This is a genomic window from Leeia oryzae DSM 17879 (assembly GCF_000376945.1).
GTDB classification, from domain to species: domain Bacteria; phylum Pseudomonadota; class Gammaproteobacteria; order Burkholderiales; family Leeiaceae; genus Leeia; species Leeia oryzae.
On sequence record NZ_AQXU01000013.1, the window covers coordinates 1 to 18,719 of the forward strand.

9 protein-coding genes are annotated in these 18,719 nt (G+C 57.9%); 7 read left to right on the forward strand and 2 right to left on the reverse strand.

Annotation, left to right across the window (positions count from 1 at the left end; translation table 11 throughout):
* The 3 genes from F552_RS20620 to F552_RS0101610 all read left to right on the forward strand — a co-directional run.
* Nucleotides 1-1,076: putative Ig domain-containing protein (locus F552_RS20620; RefSeq protein WP_033374466.1), on the forward strand; the 1,076-nt coding region annotated here is incomplete at its 5' end.
* Nucleotides 1,077-2,441 carry an efflux RND transporter periplasmic adaptor subunit gene (locus F552_RS0101605; RefSeq protein WP_018149963.1) on the forward strand — a complete coding sequence of 455 codons (1,365 nt, stop codon included), beginning with the start codon at nt 1,077-1,079 and terminating at the stop codon, nt 2,439-2,441.
* Entirely contained in the window at nt 2,441-4,540 is a 2,100-nt protein-coding gene (locus tag F552_RS0101610; RefSeq protein ID WP_018149964.1) for a site-2 protease family protein, read from the forward strand. Before F552_RS0101605 ends, F552_RS0101610 begins: the two co-directional genes overlap by 1 nt.
* Nucleotides 4,541-4,553: 13 nt before the next feature.
* On the opposite strand, the gene F552_RS0101615 is transcribed toward F552_RS0101610, so the two are convergent.
* Nucleotides 4,554-5,558: a sensor domain-containing diguanylate cyclase gene (locus F552_RS0101615; RefSeq protein WP_018149965.1), complete on the reverse strand. Its 1,005-nt coding sequence runs from the start codon at nt 5,556-5,558 to the stop codon at nt 4,554-4,556.
* Nucleotides 5,559-5,912: 354 nt separating this feature from the next.
* Between F552_RS0101615 and F552_RS20895 the strand changes: the two genes are divergently transcribed.
* The 4 genes from F552_RS20895 (at nt 5,913) to F552_RS20445 (ending at nt 16,533) form a co-directional block, all read left to right on the forward strand.
* Nucleotides 5,913-6,683: a beta/gamma crystallin-related protein gene (locus F552_RS20895; RefSeq protein WP_281168671.1), complete on the forward strand. Its 771-nt coding sequence runs from the start codon at nt 5,913-5,915 to the stop codon at nt 6,681-6,683.
* A gap of 233 nt (nt 6,684-6,916) precedes the next feature.
* On the forward strand, nt 6,917-7,231 hold the full coding sequence (locus tag F552_RS0101625) for a BON domain-containing protein (protein ID WP_018149967.1): 315 nt from the start codon (nt 6,917-6,919) through the stop codon (nt 7,229-7,231).
* Between the two features lie 195 nt (nt 7,232-7,426).
* Nucleotides 7,427-16,246, forward strand: a complete 8,820-nt coding sequence (locus tag F552_RS0101630) for a glycoside hydrolase family 94 protein (protein ID WP_083917397.1) — start codon at nt 7,427-7,429, stop codon at nt 16,244-16,246.
* Between the two features lie 110 nt (nt 16,247-16,356).
* Nucleotides 16,357-16,533, forward strand: a complete 177-nt coding sequence (locus F552_RS20445; RefSeq protein WP_018149969.1) for a hypothetical protein — start codon at nt 16,357-16,359, stop codon at nt 16,531-16,533.
* 97 nt (nt 16,534-16,630) lie between these two features.
* On the opposite strand, the gene nhaA is transcribed toward F552_RS20445, so the two are convergent.
* Nucleotides 16,631-18,697 carry a Na+/H+ antiporter NhaA gene (gene nhaA, locus F552_RS20270; RefSeq protein ID WP_018149970.1) on the reverse strand — a complete coding sequence of 689 codons (2,067 nt, stop codon included), beginning with the start codon at nt 18,695-18,697 and terminating at the stop codon, nt 16,631-16,633.
* Nucleotides 18,698-18,719: the final 22 nt, after the last annotated feature.

Sequence of the window (18,719 nt, forward strand, 5' to 3'; positions counted from 1 at the left end):
CACAGACGATCACCGTCACGGTGACGAATGTAGATGAAGTGGCACCAGCCTTTAGCAGTGCGACGACCGGCAACGCTGACGAGAACCAGAACCTGCTGTATACCGCACAGGCCACCGATACGGTGGATTACACCAATCAAACGGTGACCTACAGCCTGAAAGCGAGCACAGGTGATATCAGTCTGCTGGACATCAATAGCAGTACCGGTGCAGTGACGCTCAAGAGCGGCAATCTGGATTATGAGTCCGGCAAGACCAGCTACAGCTTTACCGTTGTTGCTGCAGATGCCACGGGTAACCAGCGTGAGCGTGCAGTGACAATTGCCGTGAACAATCTGGACGAATCAACACCTGTTCCACCGCCACCAGCGCCTGATCCGTCACCTGCACCAGCACCGGTGACGGAGCCGGTTACGCCTCCAAGCACTGAATTGCCTACAGCGCCGCAGGAGCCGAGTGTTCAGCAAGCCGTAACAGATACAAAAGTTGAGGTGCCATTTGCAAACGTAGCGCCGGCATCTGTCGATCTGGCCCAGCCTGGTGACAGGGGTGATCGTCCGGTGGTCGAGACGCCATCGGGCTTGTCATTGCCCTCACAGTCCGAGATCAATGATCATCTGACGCAGCCAGCACCCGGGGCGTTCAGGATTGCCGTGCTTAAAGCCGATGATGTCAGCCTGATTGTCTTTAATGGTGTGCCTGATCAGGCGTTTGAAGTCAGTGCGACACTGGATTTCAAACTGCCAGCCGATGCATTTGTGCATACAAAAGAAGATGCGGTGGTCAAGATTTCTGCCCAGCTGGCCGATGGTCGTCCGCTGCCTGGCTGGATAAAGTTTGATGCAACCACAGGGCGTTTTCTGGGGCAAGCGCCAGACGGGCAGGAAATGGAGCTGCAGATTCTGGTGATTGCCAGAGACAATGACGGTAGAGAGGCATCGGCCATTTTCAAACTGAAGCTTGGCAAGCCAAGAGAAACCAAAGTTGGGTTGAATGACCAACTGATGCTAAGCAAACAGCTACCGGCAAACCTGCAACGGCTTGGTCGCTTGCTAAGTACCGCACGGAGTACGTAATTGGCAGACGTCAGTCAGGTACCCAATCCGCTTTTGTCTTTGATTGAACTCGGGCGCCGTGCGCGCCGGGCCAGCTCTGCTGCAGAGCTGGCTTTTTTGCTTGTCAATGACAGCATGTTGCTGGTGCCTTATCGTCAGGCGGCATTATGGCTTGAGCACCAAGGCATGGTGGCCTTGTCTGGCGTGATTCAGCCAGAACCCAATGCCCCATATGTACAGTGGCTGTCCCGTGTGTGCAGCCACCTGCACCAGACCCGGCAACAAGCCGAGCATATCGATGTCAGCAGCCTGCCGGAAGACTTGCAAGCGGAGTGGGGTAAATGGCTGCCGGCGCATGCACTCTGGCTACCCGTTACGAGCGGGACAACCGGGCAGGAGAGCGCTGGCGGGGTGATTTATGCGGGTGCAGACAACTGGCACGAATCCAGTATTCCCTTGCTCTCTGAGTGGGTTGATGACTGGACCCATGCCTGGCAGGGGTTCCATCGGCCAAGTGTAAAGCAACGCCTGCTAGCCTGGTGGATGGTGCATGGGCATCGTCCCGACTACCCCTGGTGGAAGCGCCCCAAGACATGGTTGCTGGCGGCTCTGGTGCTGATTTTGCTGTTTCCTGTGCATTTGAGCGTTTTGTCGCCCGGAGAGCTGATTGCCGCCCATCCGGTTGCCGTCCGGGTTCCCATGGATGGCGTGTTCGGCCAGTTTTTGGTAACACCCAATCAGATGGTCAAGAAGGGACAAGTGCTGTTCGAGATGGATCAGGTCGCCTTGCGCGGGCGCCTGGATGTGACCCGGCAGGAGCTTGCCACAGCCCAGGCCGAATACCGCCAGCAGGCAGCGCAGTCTCTGGAAGACGGCAAGACCAACATGCAGCTGGCCACCCTCTCCGGACGTATCGAGCAGAAGCAGTCCGAACTGGATTACCTGCTGGCCTTGCAGGGGCGTTCTCGGGTGGCAGCTTCCAAGAGCGGTATTGTGATTTTTGATAATCCGAGTGACTGGATCGGCAAACCGGTGCAGACCGGCGAGCGCGTCATGCGTATTGCGTCTCCGGATGATGTGGAAATCGAGGTATGGGTCGGGGTGGCTGATGCCGTGCCGTTTCCGGATCATTCCCCCGTAACACTCTACCTTTCATCGGCCCCGTTGTCGCCGGTTTCCGGACAGCTGACCTATATGGGCTATGATGCGATTGCGCGACCGGATGGCAACTTTGCCTACCGGTTGCGTGCCAAACTGCTGCAACCCTCGGCCGGTTATCGTATCGGCCTGAAAGGGACGGCCAAGGTCTCTGCCAACTGGGTACCGCTGGTGTACTGGGCTACCCGTAAACCCTTGGCCGTGATTCGTCAGGCGACAGGCTGGTAATGGCACTGCCCCCGTTACGACAAGAATTATCGCTGCTGCCTGGCCCCGCCTTGCTGGATGGCCAGCCCAGCCATACCTTGCATGATCCGGTGCGGAATGTGTACTTTCAGCTGGATTGGCCTACCTTCGAGATCCTGAGCCGCTGGATGATGTCAGACCCGGCGCATATCATTCAGGACATCGAGCAGCATACAACCCTCACCATTACCGAAGATGACCTGATTGCCGTTGCCGAGTTTCTGGCCCAGAACGAATTGCTGCAGGTACAACCCGGACAGGCCGGCAAGATGGCAGGGCACCTGCAAAAGCTGTCTGGTAACTGGTGGCAATGGCTGCTACACCACTATTTGTTTTTTCGGGTACCACTCGTCAAACCAGACCGCTTGATTACTCGGCTGGAAAGATACACCCGGTTTGTCTTTACCCCCTGGTTTGCCTTGGCAACCTTGCTGGCATTGCTGTTTGGCGTGGTGCAGATTTATCGTGGCTGGGACAGTTTTTCCAGCACCTTGCTGGATCAGTTTTCCATCAAGGGCGTGCTGGGTTACGGGCTGACGCTGATCCTCGTTAAGGTACTGCATGAGCTGGGGCATGCCACCACGGCCAAACGGTTTGGGTGCAAGATACCGACAATGGGGGTTGCCTTTCTGGTCATGCTGCCGGTTGCCTATACCGACACCAATGATGTATGGCGCCTGACCAGCAAACAGCAACGCCTTGCCGTGGCTGGCGCAGGTATCCTGACAGAGCTCATGATTGCAATCTGGGCCGGTTTTCTTTGGTATTGGCTGCCAGACGGGTTGGCCAGATCCATCGCTTTCATGCTGGCCACTACCACCTGGGTGGCGACCGTGCTGATCAATGCCAGCCCGTTCATGCGTTTTGACGGTTACTTCCTGTTGTCAGACTTTTTGGGGCTGCCAAACTTGCACACCCGTGCCTTTGCCTTGGCCCGCTGGCATCTGCGCGAAGTGCTGTTCGGGATCCATGCCCCAAAGCCGGAGGCGTTCTCCGCGGCACGAGAACGCCGGCTGATCCTGTTTGCATGGGCGACATGGATCTACCGGTTATCGCTGTTCATTGGTATCGCGTTTCTGGTGTACACCTTCTTTATCAAGCTGCTGGGCATCTTGCTGTTTCTGGTCGAGGTGATGTGGTTTATCTGGCGTCCGTTCAAGCTGGAGTTCAAGGTCTGGCGCGAGCTTTGGCCTGCTATCCGGCAAGGAAAGCACACCCGACGCACGATGATCCTGGCCAGTGGCATTGTGCTGGCGCTGCTGATGCCCTGGCAAGCCAGCGTGACATCCAGTGGCTTGTTGAGGCCGCAGCAGTATGAAGTCATCTACGCACCCAAACACAGCCGCCTTGCACACAAGTTTCTGCCTGATGATGCCGTAGTCAGGGCGGGCCAGCCCTTGCTGCAGCTGGATTCACCCGAACTGGCGTTTAACATGGCGAGTAGCGAAGCCAAATTACAGGCACTGCAAACGCTGGTAGCCGTGTCCGGATTTAGCGAAGAGCAAAAGAAACAGCTGCAAGGCATGCAGGGGCAAGTACTGGCCGCCATGTCAGAACAGCTGGCACAGCGAGACATCAAGGAAAAGATGTTGCGTGTCGCGCCGTTTTCCGGGCGTTTTCGCTGGATCAACCCCGACATTCGCGAAGGGGAATGGTTGTCCGAGTCTGAGCCGTTGGCACTGATGATCGGGCAGGGCGGATATCAGGTCACCATGATGTTGCCGGAAGACGATGTGGTCCAGCTGGTCAAAGGGGATGAAGGACGGTTCTACCCGGAAAGTGCGCCGTTGCAAAGTGTCAGCCTGAAAGTCGCATCGATTGCCGAAGAGCCTGTTCATTATCTGCAAGAGCCGTTGCTGGCGAGCCAGCATGGCGGGAGCTTGCTGGTAAGGGAAAAGAACAATGTGCTTGTTTCCGATGTGGCGCTTTATCAGGTCACGTTAACCGCAACAGACATGCCCAAAGATTTGCTCATGCATGGCTGGCGGGGCAAAGTGGTGGTGCATGGCCGCTCCAGAATTCCCGTTGTGTCGTGGGTTCGGCATGCTGTGGCGGTATTCTGGCGCGAGGCAGGCTTTTAGGTTGGGACTGTCATTAATGGAAGGCGCTGATATTTTCCGCCCGGTGTTCTTCCTTGATGCGGTACATCCGCCTGTCTGCCAGGTCTAGCAGTTGTTCCAGGTTGCTACCGTCAACAGGGAAGAGTGCACCGCCCACACTGGCATGCAAATGAAAGGTTTTTTCTTCATGGCTGAACGGGGTATTCAGCGTTTCATAAAATCGCTGAATCGTGACATCCAGGTCAGTCTGGTTGCTGATGGATGGCAGCAGCACGCCAAACTCATCGCCACCCAGTCGCGCGGCAGTATCTGTCTTGCGGGTAAAGTTGTCTAGCCGCTTTGCAAATTCCATCAGGAATACGTCACCTACCCGATGCCCGAAAACATCGTTGATCTGTTTCAAGCCATCCATGTCCAGAATCAGAATGCCAAAGCTGCGCGGGGTGCGGACATTTTGATGAACAAGGTTCTGCAAGCGGTCCATAAACAGGGATCGATTGGCCAAGCCCGTCAGCTCATCATGCGTTGCACGATAAAACAGGGTCTCTTTACCGTATTTGGTGGCAAAGAACATGGTTGCACCAATCACTTCGGATAGCTGTTGCAATAACTCGGCATCGTCTTCGGTAAACCGGTTGGTGTCGACTGACATGGCTTTTAGCACGCCAACCACCGCATCGCCGTGCTTGAGCGGTAGCGCAATCATGGAGCGCAAGCCAATGCGCTGGCAGGCCTTTCTGTCTACACGATGATCGGTTTCCGAATCTTCACAAACCACGGTTTTTCCGGAACGAATGCAGTAACCGGACAAACTGTTGTTTTTCCTGAGCCGCAGGCCCAACTGAGCTTGCGCGATACCTGAGGTGGCGCGGTAGACCATCTGGTTACCTTCGACCAATTCGATGACCGCTCCCTCTGCATCAATAATGGTGATCAGCCGATCTACCACCAGTTGCATGACACTCCCCAGATCCAGCCCGAGCTTGGAAATCTCTGTCTGAAGCTGAATGACAGACATCAACTGTTTTCTGGACAGCATATTGTCCTCCGCGTGGCCATCTGTGTCCGGGAGTATACGTCACTCCGCAGGGGTGAAAAAGCAAATGTTTGAAAATGTTATTGTACGGATCATATGCTTATTTTGTGGGGGTCTGCACTATCATGTGCTGACTTACTGTGTGCGCCAACCTGTTTTCAATATTCTACGCTTATGTCTGTCACCGTACAGATGCACCACTGTGAAGAGGCCATGATCAGGTATCCGGTCTTGTGCATGTCGTTATTGAAACCCGGGATAAGCTGAACACAGAGATTAGCTTTGACATGTGCACCTTCTTCAGGAGGCATCCCTATGAAAGCAATCTTTAAAATGGCGCTGACACTTGCCATTACGATGATTACCACCCAGGCGTTCGCCGATATTGTCTTTTATGAAAACGAAGGCTTTAGCGGTCGATCTTTTACAACGAACAGGCAAGTCAGCAATCTATACAACAATGGCTTTAATGACCGAGCCTCTTCGGCCATTGTCTTGAGTGACCGATGGGAGGTCTGTTCTGATTCTGGATTTAACGGGGATTGCATTTACTTGCGACCAGGGCGGTATTCGTCATTAGACGCGATGGGCATGAATAATAGTGTTTCTTCTGCCCGCATGATCAGCGGGACGGCCCGCTATGATGAGCAACGCTATGCCCCGGACCCTGAGCCCGTTTATGACAACCGTCGTCGCAATCGTGAGCGTTTGTATACTGCCTATGTGACGTCAGTCCGTGCGGTGATTGCAGATTCCGGACAGCGCTGCTGGATTGAGCGCGATCAGGTCGAGCCAGACCGTAGCCGTAGCAATGTGCCGGGTACCGTGCTTGGTGCCGTGATCGGGGGCGTACTTGGCCACCAGATCGGTAGCGGAAGTGGTCGGGATGTTGCCACTGTTGGCGGGGCAATTGCCGGTGGGGTGATCGGTTCAAATATCAGTCGTGACCGAAATAACCAGACCTATTCAAGAGATGTTCAGCATTGCAGTAACGCCAGCTATCAGACATCCCCTGACTATTGGGATGTGACGTATACCTTCCGAGGCATACAGCATCGAATCCAGATGACATACGCCCCAGGGCGCACCGTCACGGTCAATGCACGCGGTGAACCGCGCGCGTCGTAATTGCTGTTTCTTTTCATGGCCCTGCGGGGCCATTTTTTCTCATGCCATCTTTTTGTCCACCACCTGTCACGGATGTCTGACGGCATCCATCACCCGGGCTTATGTACGCTAGCGTACCGACCGGAGTCAGGGGGAAGGCTAGCCTTGTCTTGTTGGCGTACCCAATGTGTGTATTTGGGGCGCCGGGGTTGGTTGGTGGCATGCCTGATTCACACACTTCTGGAGGTTCCATCATGAAACCCATCGGTAAATATCTTTCTGCATTTTTCATCGCTTTTTCGTTGCTGTCTGTTGCGGGCTGCGGTTCCATGCACCGGCATCAGGAAACGGGCGCCTACATGGACGACAGGACCCTTAGCATCAAGGTGAAAGAGGCCATTTTTGATGACCCGACGCTGAAGGTGTTCGAAATCAATGTCACGACTTATCAGGGGGTAGTGCAACTGAGCGGATTTGTCCGCTCGCGGACCGATGCAAATCGGGCCATGACGGTTGCACGCAATGTCCGCGGGGTCACGAACGTAGTGGATGACATGCAGATCAAGTAAGTAAATCGTGATTGGCCACGGCCCCTGCAGAATCTGTTGTTCTGCCGGGGCCGTAGGCACATCTGCTTTTTGCCCGTGGTGCGCTGATGATCACCGGCAAGCTCCGGATGAGATGCATCTTTAAGGGAAAGGCCCCGACCATTGATTGCTGCTACCAGGTTTCTCGACACGCTCCGTGATTATCTGCAGCCTTGCATGACGCTGTTGCGTCGCGGCAGATGGTCTCCGGCCAGCCCGGAGGAAGAACCACCGCTAAGATCCGAATTGCTCAGTGCCGAGCAGATGGCAAGGCATGGCAAGGCGTTGGCGGCGTTGCACCCGTTGGCTAGCGGCTCCGCACCAGACCTGCTGCTACCACGGCTGGCGGCCAATGAAGCGGCATTGATCAGCGTGTGTGATGTCCTGATGCTCTCTGGCGCCCACAAGCGCCGCAGCACGCCGGCGGGTGGTTGGCTGCTGGATAACTTTTACCTGATAGAAGAACAGATACGTACCGCCAAACGGCACTTGCCCAGAGGATACAGCCGGGAGCTGCCCCGCCTGGCGCATGGCCCCTCTGCCGGGCGTCCGCGCGTGTACGACATTGCACTGGAGATGGTCTCGCATGGGGATGGCCGGGTTGATACCGAGAGCCTGAGCCGGTTCGTGACTGCGTACCAGAGCGTGACCCCGCTCAAACTGGGCGAATTATGGGCGATTCCGATCATGTTGCGGCTGGCCGTCATCGAGAACCTCCGCCGTGTCGGGATGCAGATTGCCATTGGCGCCAATGAACGTCATCTGGCCGATGTGTGGGCCGACAAGATGATCGCAATGGCCGAACAAGACCCCAAAAACCTGATTCTGGTGATTGCTGACATGGCGCACTCCGGCCCGCCAATGGTCAGCGCTTTTGTGGCAGAACTGGCGCGGCGATTACAGGGGCGCGGGCCGGCACTGGCTTTGCCGTTGAACTGGATTGAGCAGCGCCTTGCCGAATCCGGCATGACCATCGAGCAGCTGGTGCAGCTGGAAAACCAGCAGCAAGCGGCGGATCAGGTATCCATCAGTAACAGTATTGGCAGTTTGCGGGTATTGGGTGCCATGGACTGGCGCGAGTTTGTGGAAACCATGAGCCTGGTAGAACAGACCTTGCTGGATGACCCGAGTGATGTCTACCGGCATATGGATTTTGCGACACGGGACCGTTACCGTCATGCCACCGAAGCCATTGCCAGACAGGGACAACTGGCTGAAATCGAGGTCGCCCACAAGGCGGTCGCACTGGCGCGCGCAGGTGCCGGGCACCCGGACAGTGTGGGGGAACGGGCAGGGCATGTCGGCTTTTATCTGCTGGATAAAGGCTTGCCCATGCTGGAAGAGGCGGCTGGTGTACGCCTGCCGTATACCGAGGTTTGCCGGCGCTGGCTGGGCCGGGTGCCGCTGCTGCTGTATCTGGGCGGGATTACCCTGTTGACCGCGATCATGACGGTCACCATGCTGATGCAGATGGCCGCTGCGGGCGTACCCGACGCGCTGTTGTGGCTGACGGGTGGCTGTTTGCTGTTGGCGGGCAGCCAGCTGGCGGTGGCACTGGTGAACTGGCTGGCCACGCTGCTGGTGATACCCCATGCCTTGTCCAGAATGGACTACACCACCGGTATTCCTGCGCATGCACGTACGCTGGTGGTGGTGCCGACCATGCTGACCAGCGCGGCCAATGTCGACAAGCTGATCGAGGACCTGGAAGTCCGGTTTCTGGCCAACCGGGATGATTCGCTGCACTTTGGCCTGTTGACGGATGTACGGGACGCGCCGCAGGAAATTTTGCCGGAAGATGCACAACTGGTGGCGCTGGCCAGCAACCGGATTGATGAACTGAACGAGAAATATGGTCATGCCGAAGGGCGAGTCACCGATGATATTTTCTTCCTGTTTCATCGGGCACGGCGCTGGAACCCGCAGGAAAAGATCTGGATGGGCTACGAGCGCAAGCGGGGCAAACTGGCAGATTTGAATGCCCTGTTGCGTACCGACAAGCAGGGGGGCGGGCGCGAGGCATTTTCCCGCATTGTGGGCAATATCGGTATTTTGTCCAGCGTGAAGTATGTCATTACTCTGGATACGGATACGCAATTGCCACGCGATGTGGCGCGGCAATTTATCGCCGCCATGGCCCACCCGCTGAACCAGCCCTATTACCACGAGACCAAACAGCGGATTACCGAAGGCTATGGCATTTTGCAGCCCCGGGTTGCGATCAGCCTGCCGGGGACAAATCGCTCCCGCTATGCGCGTTTGTATGGGGGGGAGCCAGGCATCGACCCTTATACCCGGGTGGTGTCGGACGTATATCAGGATGTCTTTGGGGAAGGCTCGTTTATCGGCAAGGGCATTTACGATGTCGATGCGTTTGAACTGGCGCTGGGCGGACGCTTTCCGGAAAACCACGTACTGAGCCATGATCTGCTGGAAGGCTGCCACGCGCGGGCTGGCTTGTTGAGTGACGTGCAATTGTATGAAGAGTATCCGGCCCGTTATCACGCTGATGTAAGCCGCCGGCATCGCTGGATACGTGGTGACTGGCAATTGGCCGGCTGGCTGCTGCGGCGTGTGCCTTGCCAATGGCGGGCTATCGGGTCGCAACGCCGACGTAACCCGTTGTCGGCTTTGTCGCAATGGAAGCTGATGGATAACTTGCGCCGCAGTCTGGTGCCCACGGCGCTCACGCTGCTGTTGCTGCTGGGCTGGATGACTTTGCCATCGGCCTGGGGCTGGACCGCGGCTGTCATCGGTATCTTGCTGGCGCCCGTCTGGTGCGCTGCGATGCTGGATCTGATCCGCAAGCCGGATGATGTCTTGTTCCGGCAGCATCTGGCGGTGATTGTGCATTCGCTGGTGCGGCATTTCATGCAGTTTCTGTTTGAACTTGCCTGTCTGCCGTATGAGGCCTTTTATACGCTGGATGCGATTCTCCGCACCAGCTGGCGCATGCTGGTTATCCGCAAGCGTTTGCTGGAGTGGACACCGTCCAACGAGGCAGAGCACCATTGGGCCAGACGCAATGGGTTGCTGGCTAGTTATCGGGCAATGTGGTTTGCGCCACTGCTGGCGACCAGTGCCTGTGTGCTGATGACGGTCATTGCACCGCAAGCCTTGATCGTGGCAGCGCCCATTTTGCTGCTCTGGTTTGCCGCTCCGGGCATTGCCTGGTGGATCAGTCGTCCGCTGGTACGCCGGGACGCCGCATTGACGCTGGCACAGATCCTGTTTTTGCGTGCGCTCACGCGCCGGACCTGGGCGTTCTTTGATACCTTTGTCGGTCCGGCAGATCACTGGCTACCGCCAGACAATTATCAGGAATACCGGGTTGCGGCCATTGCCCACCGGACATCACCCACCAATATCGGACTGGCACTGCTGGCCAACCTGACCGCTTATGACTTTGGTTATCTTCCGTCCGGCAAGCTGATCGAGCGTACCACCCAGACCCTGGACACCATGGGCACCATGGAAAGGTTCCGCGGGCATTTTTATAACTGGTATGACACAGAAACGCTCGCGCTGTTGCCCCCGCTTTACATTTCTACCGTGGATAGCGGCAATCTGGCCGCGCATCTGCTAACCCTGCGTGCGGGCCTGGCAGTTCTGGACGATGACCGGATCATTCACCCCCGGCTGTTCGATGGCCTGAGCGATACCCTTAACCTGTTCAACGATACTGCAGCGGGAGTGGCGGCTGCCTCGCTGATCATGTTCCGGCGAGAGTTATCGGTTGCTGCCTTGGCACCACCGAAATACTTTGGGGATGCGTATCAATGCCTTACCCGTCTGTCCCGCATGGCTGTGGAATTGGCCGAGCATGTTTTGATGGGTGTGGTCGCCAAGAGCGATGAAACGCTGGAGTCACAGAACAACCGTCAGGATGCAACAGTATGGGCGACTGCATTGGAACGGCAATGCCAAGAAGCGCTGGATGAGCTGACGTATCTGGCCCCCTGGCTATTATTGCCCGCCGCGCCAGACGCTCTGCACACCCTACGCGACATGACCCAGCTTACCGCGATTCCGACCCTGCGAGGTCTGACCAGTCTGGATGCAGAATGGCGTCCGGAAATCATGCGGTGCTTTGCCTCCGCGGTCACCATGGAAGAACGCGACTGGCTGATTGAACTGCAAACCAGCCTGGCAACGGGGGTAGCACGGGCCAGGGCACGCCTGGATGCGATGGATCAGCTGGCCGGGCGATGCCTTGAGTTTGCCGAGATGAAATACGACTTTCTCTTTGACAAGACCCGGCATCTGCTGAGTATCGGTTACAACGTGGCAGAGCACCGGGCTGACCCCGGTTATTACGATTTGCTGGCGTCCGAGGCGCGGCTGGGCTGCTTTGTGGGTATTGCCCAAGGGCAACTGCCGCAGGAAAGCTGGTTTGCCCTTGGCCGCTTGCTCACCAGTACGGGGGGAGACCCGGTGTTGTTGTCCTGGAGCGGCTCCATGTTCGAATACCTGATGCCGCAGCTGATCATGCCCACCTACGACAACACCTTGCTCGACCAGACCTGCAAAGCCATGGTGGCGCGGCAGATCGAATATGGCAAGCAGCGGGGCGTGCCGTGGGGGATGTCGGAATCGGGTTACAACATGGTTGATGTGAACCTGAACTACCAGTATCGGGCCTTTGGCGTGCCTGGTCTGGGGCTCAAGCGCGGGTTGGCAGAAGATCTGGTGGTGGCCCCGTATGCGTCGGTACTCGCGCTGGTAGTGATGCCGGAAGCCGCCTGCCGCAACCTGCAAAAAATGGCGGCTGCCGGTTTTGTGGGGCAGTTCGGCTTTTTTGAAGCCATTGATTACACACCCGCCAGACAGCGGCGCGGGCAGTCGAGTGTGGTGGTACGGTCTTTCATGTCGCACCATCAGGGGATGAGCCTGCTCGCACTGTCTTATCTGTTGCTGCACCAGCCGATGCAACGCCGGTTTGAGTCGGACCGCTTGTTTCAGGCAGTGATGCCGTTGCTGCAAGAGCGCATTCCCAGAACCACCACGCTATTCCCGCACACGGCCCGACGGTTTGATGTCCATACCGCATGGACTGCCAACCAGACACCTATCCGGATATACAGCACGCCAGATACCCCCATACCCGAAGTTCAGCTGTTGTCCAATGGCCGTTTCCACGTCATGGTCACCAATGCCGGAGGGGGCTACAGCCGCTGGAAGGATCTGGCCGTGACACGCTGGCGGGAAGATGGTACCCGAGATAACTGGGGGAGCTTCTGTTACATCCGTGATCTGGCCAGCGGCACCTACTGGTCGAGCAACTATCAGCCAACGCTGGTGCAGCCAGACCATTTTGAGGCGATTTTTGCCGAAGGCCGGGCCGAGTTCCGCCGGCGTGACAAGGTGGCTAATGGCGATGTCGAAACCCATACCGAGATGGTTGTCTCGCCGGAAGACGATATCGAGCTTCGCCGGATACACCTGACCAACCGGTCGTCCCAACGTCGCGAGATAGACATTACCAGTTATGCCGACGTGGTGCTGGCCCCACCGGCAGCTGATGCCTCGCATCCTGCATTCAGTAACCTGTTTGTACAAACCGAAATCCTGCCGGTGCAGCACGCCATTCTGTGTACGCGGCGCCCCCGCTCGTCGGACGATCAGGTGCCCTGGATGCTGCATCTGATTGCGCTGCACGATGCCCATGTCAGCGACGTGTCTTACGAGACAGACCGTCTGCGTTTTATCGGCAGGACCAGAACCCCTGTTGCCCCGCTCGCCATGGAAGATGATCACGCCTTATCGGGTACCGACGGTTCGGTACTGGATCCGATTGTGGCCATCCGCTGTCTGGTCGTGCTGGAACCGGACGAGTCGATTGTGGTGGATGTGGTCACCGGGATGGCAGAAACCCGCGTGGCAGCGATGGCGCTGGTCGAAAAATACCAGGACCGGCATCTGGCAGACCGGGTGTTTGATCTGGCATGGACCCATAGCCAGGTCGCGTTGCGGCAGCTCAATGCCACCGAAGCAGACGCCGAATTGTATGCGCGTCTGGCCAGTAGGGTCATCTACGCGGATATGGCGCTGCGTGCAGATGCCGCCGTGCTGGTGCAGAACCGGCGTGGCCAGTCGGGTTTGTGGGGGTATGCCATTTCGGGGGATCTGCCAATCGTGCTGTTACAGATTGCCGATGCTGGCAATATTGATCTGGTCCGCCAGATGGTGCAGGCCCATGCATACTGGCGTTTGCGTGGCCTGGCGGTGGATCTGGTCATCTGGAATGAAAGCCATGCCGGCTACCGGCAAAACCTGCAGGACCAGATCATGGGGCTGATTGCCTCTGGCATTGATGCCAGCGTGATCGACCGTCCTGGTGGGGTCTTTGTCCGACCGGCAGAACAGATTGCCACCGAAGACCGCATCCTGATCCAGTCGGTTGCCCGCGTCATCATTACCGATAGCCGTGGCTCGCTGGCCGAGCAACTGGACCGGCGGCCCCCAGCGGAGCCGCGTGCGCCCAAACTGGTACCCAGCCGGCAACGCCGCCTGGAGACGTATCCGGACATCTCGTTGCCACAGTGGCCGCTGCATCTTGCAAACGGACTGGGCGGTTTTAGTGCCGATAGTCGCGAGTATGTCATGACGCTGGCGCCAGATGAGGTCACGCCGGCACCTTGGGTCAATGTGCTGGCGAACCCGCATTTCGGGACGGTGATATCGGAAAGCGGGATGGCCTATAGCTGGCGTGAAAATGCGCACGAGTACCGGCTGACACCATGGCATAACGACCCTGTCAGCGATACGGGGGGCGAAGCCCTGTACCTGCGGGATGAAGAAACCGGCAGTGTCTGGTCGCCTGCGCCGCTGCCAGTGCGGGCCGACAGTCCCTATGTAGTCCGGCACGGGTTTGGCTACAGTGTGTTCGAGACCTGTCATGACGGCATTTGCTCAGAACTCTGGGTCTATGTCGCCACGGATGCACCGGTCAAGTTTTCGGTGCTGAAGCTGCGCAATGCCTCTGCCCGTTTACGCAAACTGTCTGCCACCGGGTATGTGGAATGGGTGCTGGGGGATCAGCGGGCCAAATCGGCCATGCATGTCATGACGGAGGTCGATGCCCAGAGCGGGGCCCTGTTTGCGCGCAATCCGTACAACACCGAGTTTGCAGACCGGGTCGCGTTTTTTGACCTGGATGAACCGGGCCGAACCCTGACCGGTGACCGGCTGGAGTTTTTGGGGCGTAACGGCACACAGCAAAGACCGGCGGCACTTAAGCGTACCCGGTTGTCTGGCAAGGTAGGGGCCGGGCTGGACCCTTGTGCCGCCTTGCAAACCGGCATCGAGCTGGCCGTGGGACAGACGCGAGAGATCATTTTCCGGCTGGGCGCCGGGCGTGATGCGGCTGATGCCGCCCGGCTGGTGAAGCGGTTCCGTGGGGCGCTGGCGGCCAAAGATGCACTGGAGGCCGTCCATCTGCAGTGGCAACACACGCTTGGCGCTGTACAGATAGAGACGCCGGACCCGGCGATAGACACCTTGGCCAATGGCTGGCTGGTGTACCAGACGCTGGCATGCCGCATCTGGGCACGCAGTGGCTACTATCAGTCTGGTGGCGCGTTCGGGTTCCGCGACCAGCTGCAAGACATGATGGCGTTGGTCCATACTCAACCCGCGCTGCTGCGCGAACACCTGTTGCTATGCGCCAGCCGGCAGTTCAAGGAGGGGGATGTTCAACACTGGTGGCATCCGCCCGCAGGCCGCGGCGTACGGACGCATTGTTCGGATGATTATCTGTGGCTGGCGTTAGCTGTGTGCCGCTATGTCAGCTGCACCGGGGATACGGGGGTGCTGCATGAACAGGTGCATTTTCTGGAGGGTCGGCCGGTCAGCCCGGATGATGATTCGTATTACGACCTGCCGCATCAGTCGATTGAAATGGACAGCTTGTATCAGCATGCTGTGCGGGCCATCCGGCACGGCATGCGTTTTGGCGCACATGGCCTGCCGCTGATGGGGTCTGGCGACTGGAACGACGGCATGAATCTGGTCGGGCTACATGGCAAAGGCGAGAGTGTCTGGCTGGGCTTTTTCCTGTGTGATGTGCTGCGGCAGTTTGAAGGGCTTGCCCGTGCCCATGGAGACGCCATATTTGCTGACCATTGCCAGCAAGAGCACGGAGAACTGCGTTTGCGCATCGAGCAGCATGGCTGGGATGGCGAATGGTATCGTCGCGCCTATTTTGATGATGGTACGCCACTGGGTTCTGCCAGTAACAGCGAATGCCGGATTGACTCGATTTCCCAGAGCTGGTCGGTACTTTCTGGTGCCGGTGACGTGAACCGGTCACGCATGGCCATGCAGGCGGTCAATACACATCTGGTCCGTGATGAAGATGCACTCATCCAGCTGCTGGACCCGCCCTTTGACACGGCGGCACTGAATCCGGGTTATATCCGGGGTTACGTACCCGGGGTACGTGAAAATGGCGGGCAGTACACTCATGGCGCAATCTGGGCTGCCATGGCATATGCAGCCCTGGGCGAGCGGGAGCGGGCATGGGCTCTGCTGGACATGATCAACCCGGTCAACCATAGCCAGACCCGACAGCAGGCTGATACCTACAAAGCAGAGCCCTATGTGGTGGCGGCCGATGTCTACGCGCTCTCGCCCCATACTGGCCGGGGGGGCTGGAGCTGGTATACCGGCTCGGCCGGCTGGCTGTATCGGCTGATCGTGGAATCCCTGCTCGGGCTCAGGCTGGAAGCCGACCGGCTGTATCTGGTCCCGTGCCTGCCAGCCGATTGGCCAGCTTGCAAGATTCACTACCGCTATCGTGCCACCACCTACCACATGGTGATTACGCAGCTATCTGGCGACGCAGAGGGCAATGTGTCTGGCATGCAGGTGACGGTGGATGGTATCCGCCAGCCAGCCTCCTGGATTTTGCTACAGGATGATCAGGTGGATCATCAGGTGTCTGTGGTGATTTGCTTGCCGACCATGGTGCCGGTGGGTACGGGCGGTGAGCGGTGATATGTGGGATGGCGAACCGACGCCACACGGCTTTACTGTCACAGTGGATAAGCAACACCGGCCTCGTTAAATCCGCATGTGGCGGATTCCAGAGGTCATCAGAGGCAATCATGACCAAGCAAAACGAACAACACCACCCCAAAATCCCGGACATCCATCCGACGACTGCCGTTCCTGCGGCACCATCTCCTTTTCCGGGGCTGGCCACCAAGCTCGGCGTCAAACCGCCGGGGCGACGCATTCTGCATCTGCCGCACCAGCAAGGCCGTGCAAGAGGCAGTAAATAACCCAACATCCGGTGCTGAAAATCACCGGATTTTTTTACGTTTTTTTCAGCCAACAGGGATAAATGCATGGGGCTGGAGAGACTGGCCGACGCAGTGTCTATGCTGCCCGGGCAGAGGCTAGCATCGGGTCACCCAGCACTGTAGGCGGGCGTTGCTCGGCCACCTGTAACCGTTTGGGTGTGGTTAGCCAGGCCAGTACCGATAGGCCGGCGGTGGCAGAGACGATAGAGGCGCCCAGTATGCCCAGTTTGGCGGCGTTGAGCAGGGCCGGGCCAAAGGCCAGTTCTGCAATCAGCAACGCCATGGTAAAACCGATACCCGTCAGCAAGCTGCCCGCCGCCATCAGTTGCCACGAGAGTTCAAGTGGCCGCAGCGCCAGCCCTAGCCGAACCGCCAGATAACTGAATAGCATCACCCCTGCCGGTTTGCCAAATACGAAGCCCGCAAAAATGGCGAGGGTAAGTGCGCCATCTGCTGCCTGGAAATTGATGGGCAAGCCGGCATTGGCCAGGGCAAACAGCGGGATCACTGCATAGGCAACCCAGGGATGCAGCGCGACCTCCAGCCGCTCTACCGGCGGTAATGCTTCCCGGGTGGCAATGCTGGCCCGGCGAAGGTCCAGCCGGTCCGGTGTATTGCCCTGCCAATGATTGCCCAGCGGGTAGGCCATTACCCGAGCTAGAATGGCATGCAGGCGGCTGTCGCTGACCCAGCTTTGCGCGGGCGTCATCAGCCCAAGGATCAGCCCCGCCAGCGTAGGGTGCAGGCCGGAGACATCCAGCGCCAGCCAGATGGCAACGCCAGCGATGGCATACATCAGCAGGCTGCGTATGCCCAGTCGCGACATGCCAGCCACCATTGCCAGCCCGACTGCGACCAGACCCAGCGCCTGCCCGTTCAGGGCGGTCCCGTAGCCGATCGCTACCACCAGAATCGCACCGATATCATCGAAGATGGCCAGTGACAACAGAAACAGCCGCAAGCTCTGGGGTATGCGCGGCCCGAGAATGGCCAGACAACCGATCAGAAAGGCCGTATCGGTGGCCATGACGGTCCCCCAGCCATGTGCCCCGGTACCTCTGCCTTCCAGTGCCCAAAAGAGCATGGCAGGCATGATCATCCCTCCCAATGCACCCGCCAGGGAGAGGGCCGCCATGCGTAGATTGCGCAATTCGCCTTGTACCATCTCCCGCTTCAATTCCAGCGTTCCCATAAAAAAGAACAAGGTCATCAGTCCGTTATTGATCCAGTGTTTCAGGCTATGGGTCAGTACCAGCGGCCCCAGGCGAACGCCCAATGGCTGGTCCCAGAAGGACAAAAACGGTATTGACCACGGCGAGTTGGAGAGGGCAAGCGCGAGCAGGGCGCAGAACAGCAAGGCAGCCCCGGCCGTAGCCTCGATGTGCAGGAAGCGGGTGAAACTTTTGGTGAACAGGTCTACCGGTTCTGCAGGGAGGCTGGCGAGTACTTTGTTCATGCTGCCCAACGCCTTGTGCTGACGTTTGGGCTGGCTGGAACGGTACTTGGCGGGGCGGTGTTTGCGCAATATCGGCAAGGAGATTCGTTTTTTCAGCGTGGTTGGCTTGCGGTGGTGGCTGGCGGTGATGGGTAATCCGTGCCGGATTTGCTTGCTACGGTACATTTCCAGGTCCGCCTGCTCGATCAGCTGGCCAAGTTGCTGATGATCTTTATATACCGCCACGCCGATGCTGGCACCCACAGCCAGAGATTCATCCGCAATCCGGTAAGGTACTGCCAGGCTTTTGCGCACTTTGGCAATCACCACGGCGATGGAGGTTTTACCCTTGATTTCCGGCAGCATGATGGCAAACTCATCACCCCCTAACCGGGATGCGGTATCGGTGGCCCGCAGGTTGCTGGTCAGCCGTTTGGCCAGTTGTTGCAATAACTGGTCACCCGCGTCATGGCCCAGGCGGTCATTGATCGCCTTGAAATCATCCAGATCAATCATCAATACCGCGAGCTGGCGCTGTTGCCGTTCAGCAATGGCCATGGCTTGTCCGAGACGGTCGTGAAACAGTCGTCGGTTAGGCAAGCCGGTCAGCACATCGTGATTGGCGCTATAGCGTGCCAGGCGCACCATGCCGGCCAGTTTGACCAGGCGTTTGCGTAGCCGCAGATTGGATTCTTTCAAGGTTTCCATGGATATGCAGCTTCCCGGTCAG

Bases quoted from the DNA above. Each gene is read 5' to 3' on its own strand.
- F552_RS0101630 (WP_083917397.1), top strand. From the start codon at position 7,427: ATGACGCTGTTGCGTCGCGGCAGATGGTCTCCGGCCAGCCCGGAGGAA.
- F552_RS0101610 (WP_018149964.1), top strand. From the start codon at position 2,441: ATGGCACTGCCCCCGTTACGACAAGAATTATCGCTGCTGCCTGGCCCC.
- F552_RS20895 (WP_281168671.1), top strand. From the start codon at position 5,913: ATGATTACCACCCAGGCGTTCGCCGATATTGTCTTTTATGAAAACGAA.
- F552_RS20445 (WP_018149969.1), top strand. From the start codon at position 16,357: ATGACCAAGCAAAACGAACAACACCACCCCAAAATCCCGGACATCCAT.
- F552_RS0101625 (WP_018149967.1), top strand. From the start codon at position 6,917: ATGAAACCCATCGGTAAATATCTTTCTGCATTTTTCATCGCTTTTTCG.
- nhaA (WP_018149970.1), bottom strand. From the start codon at position 18,697: ATGGAAACCTTGAAAGAATCCAATCTGCGGCTACGCAAACGCCTGGTC.
- F552_RS0101615 (WP_018149965.1), bottom strand. From the start codon at position 5,558: ATGCTGTCCAGAAAACAGTTGATGTCTGTCATTCAGCTTCAGACAGAG.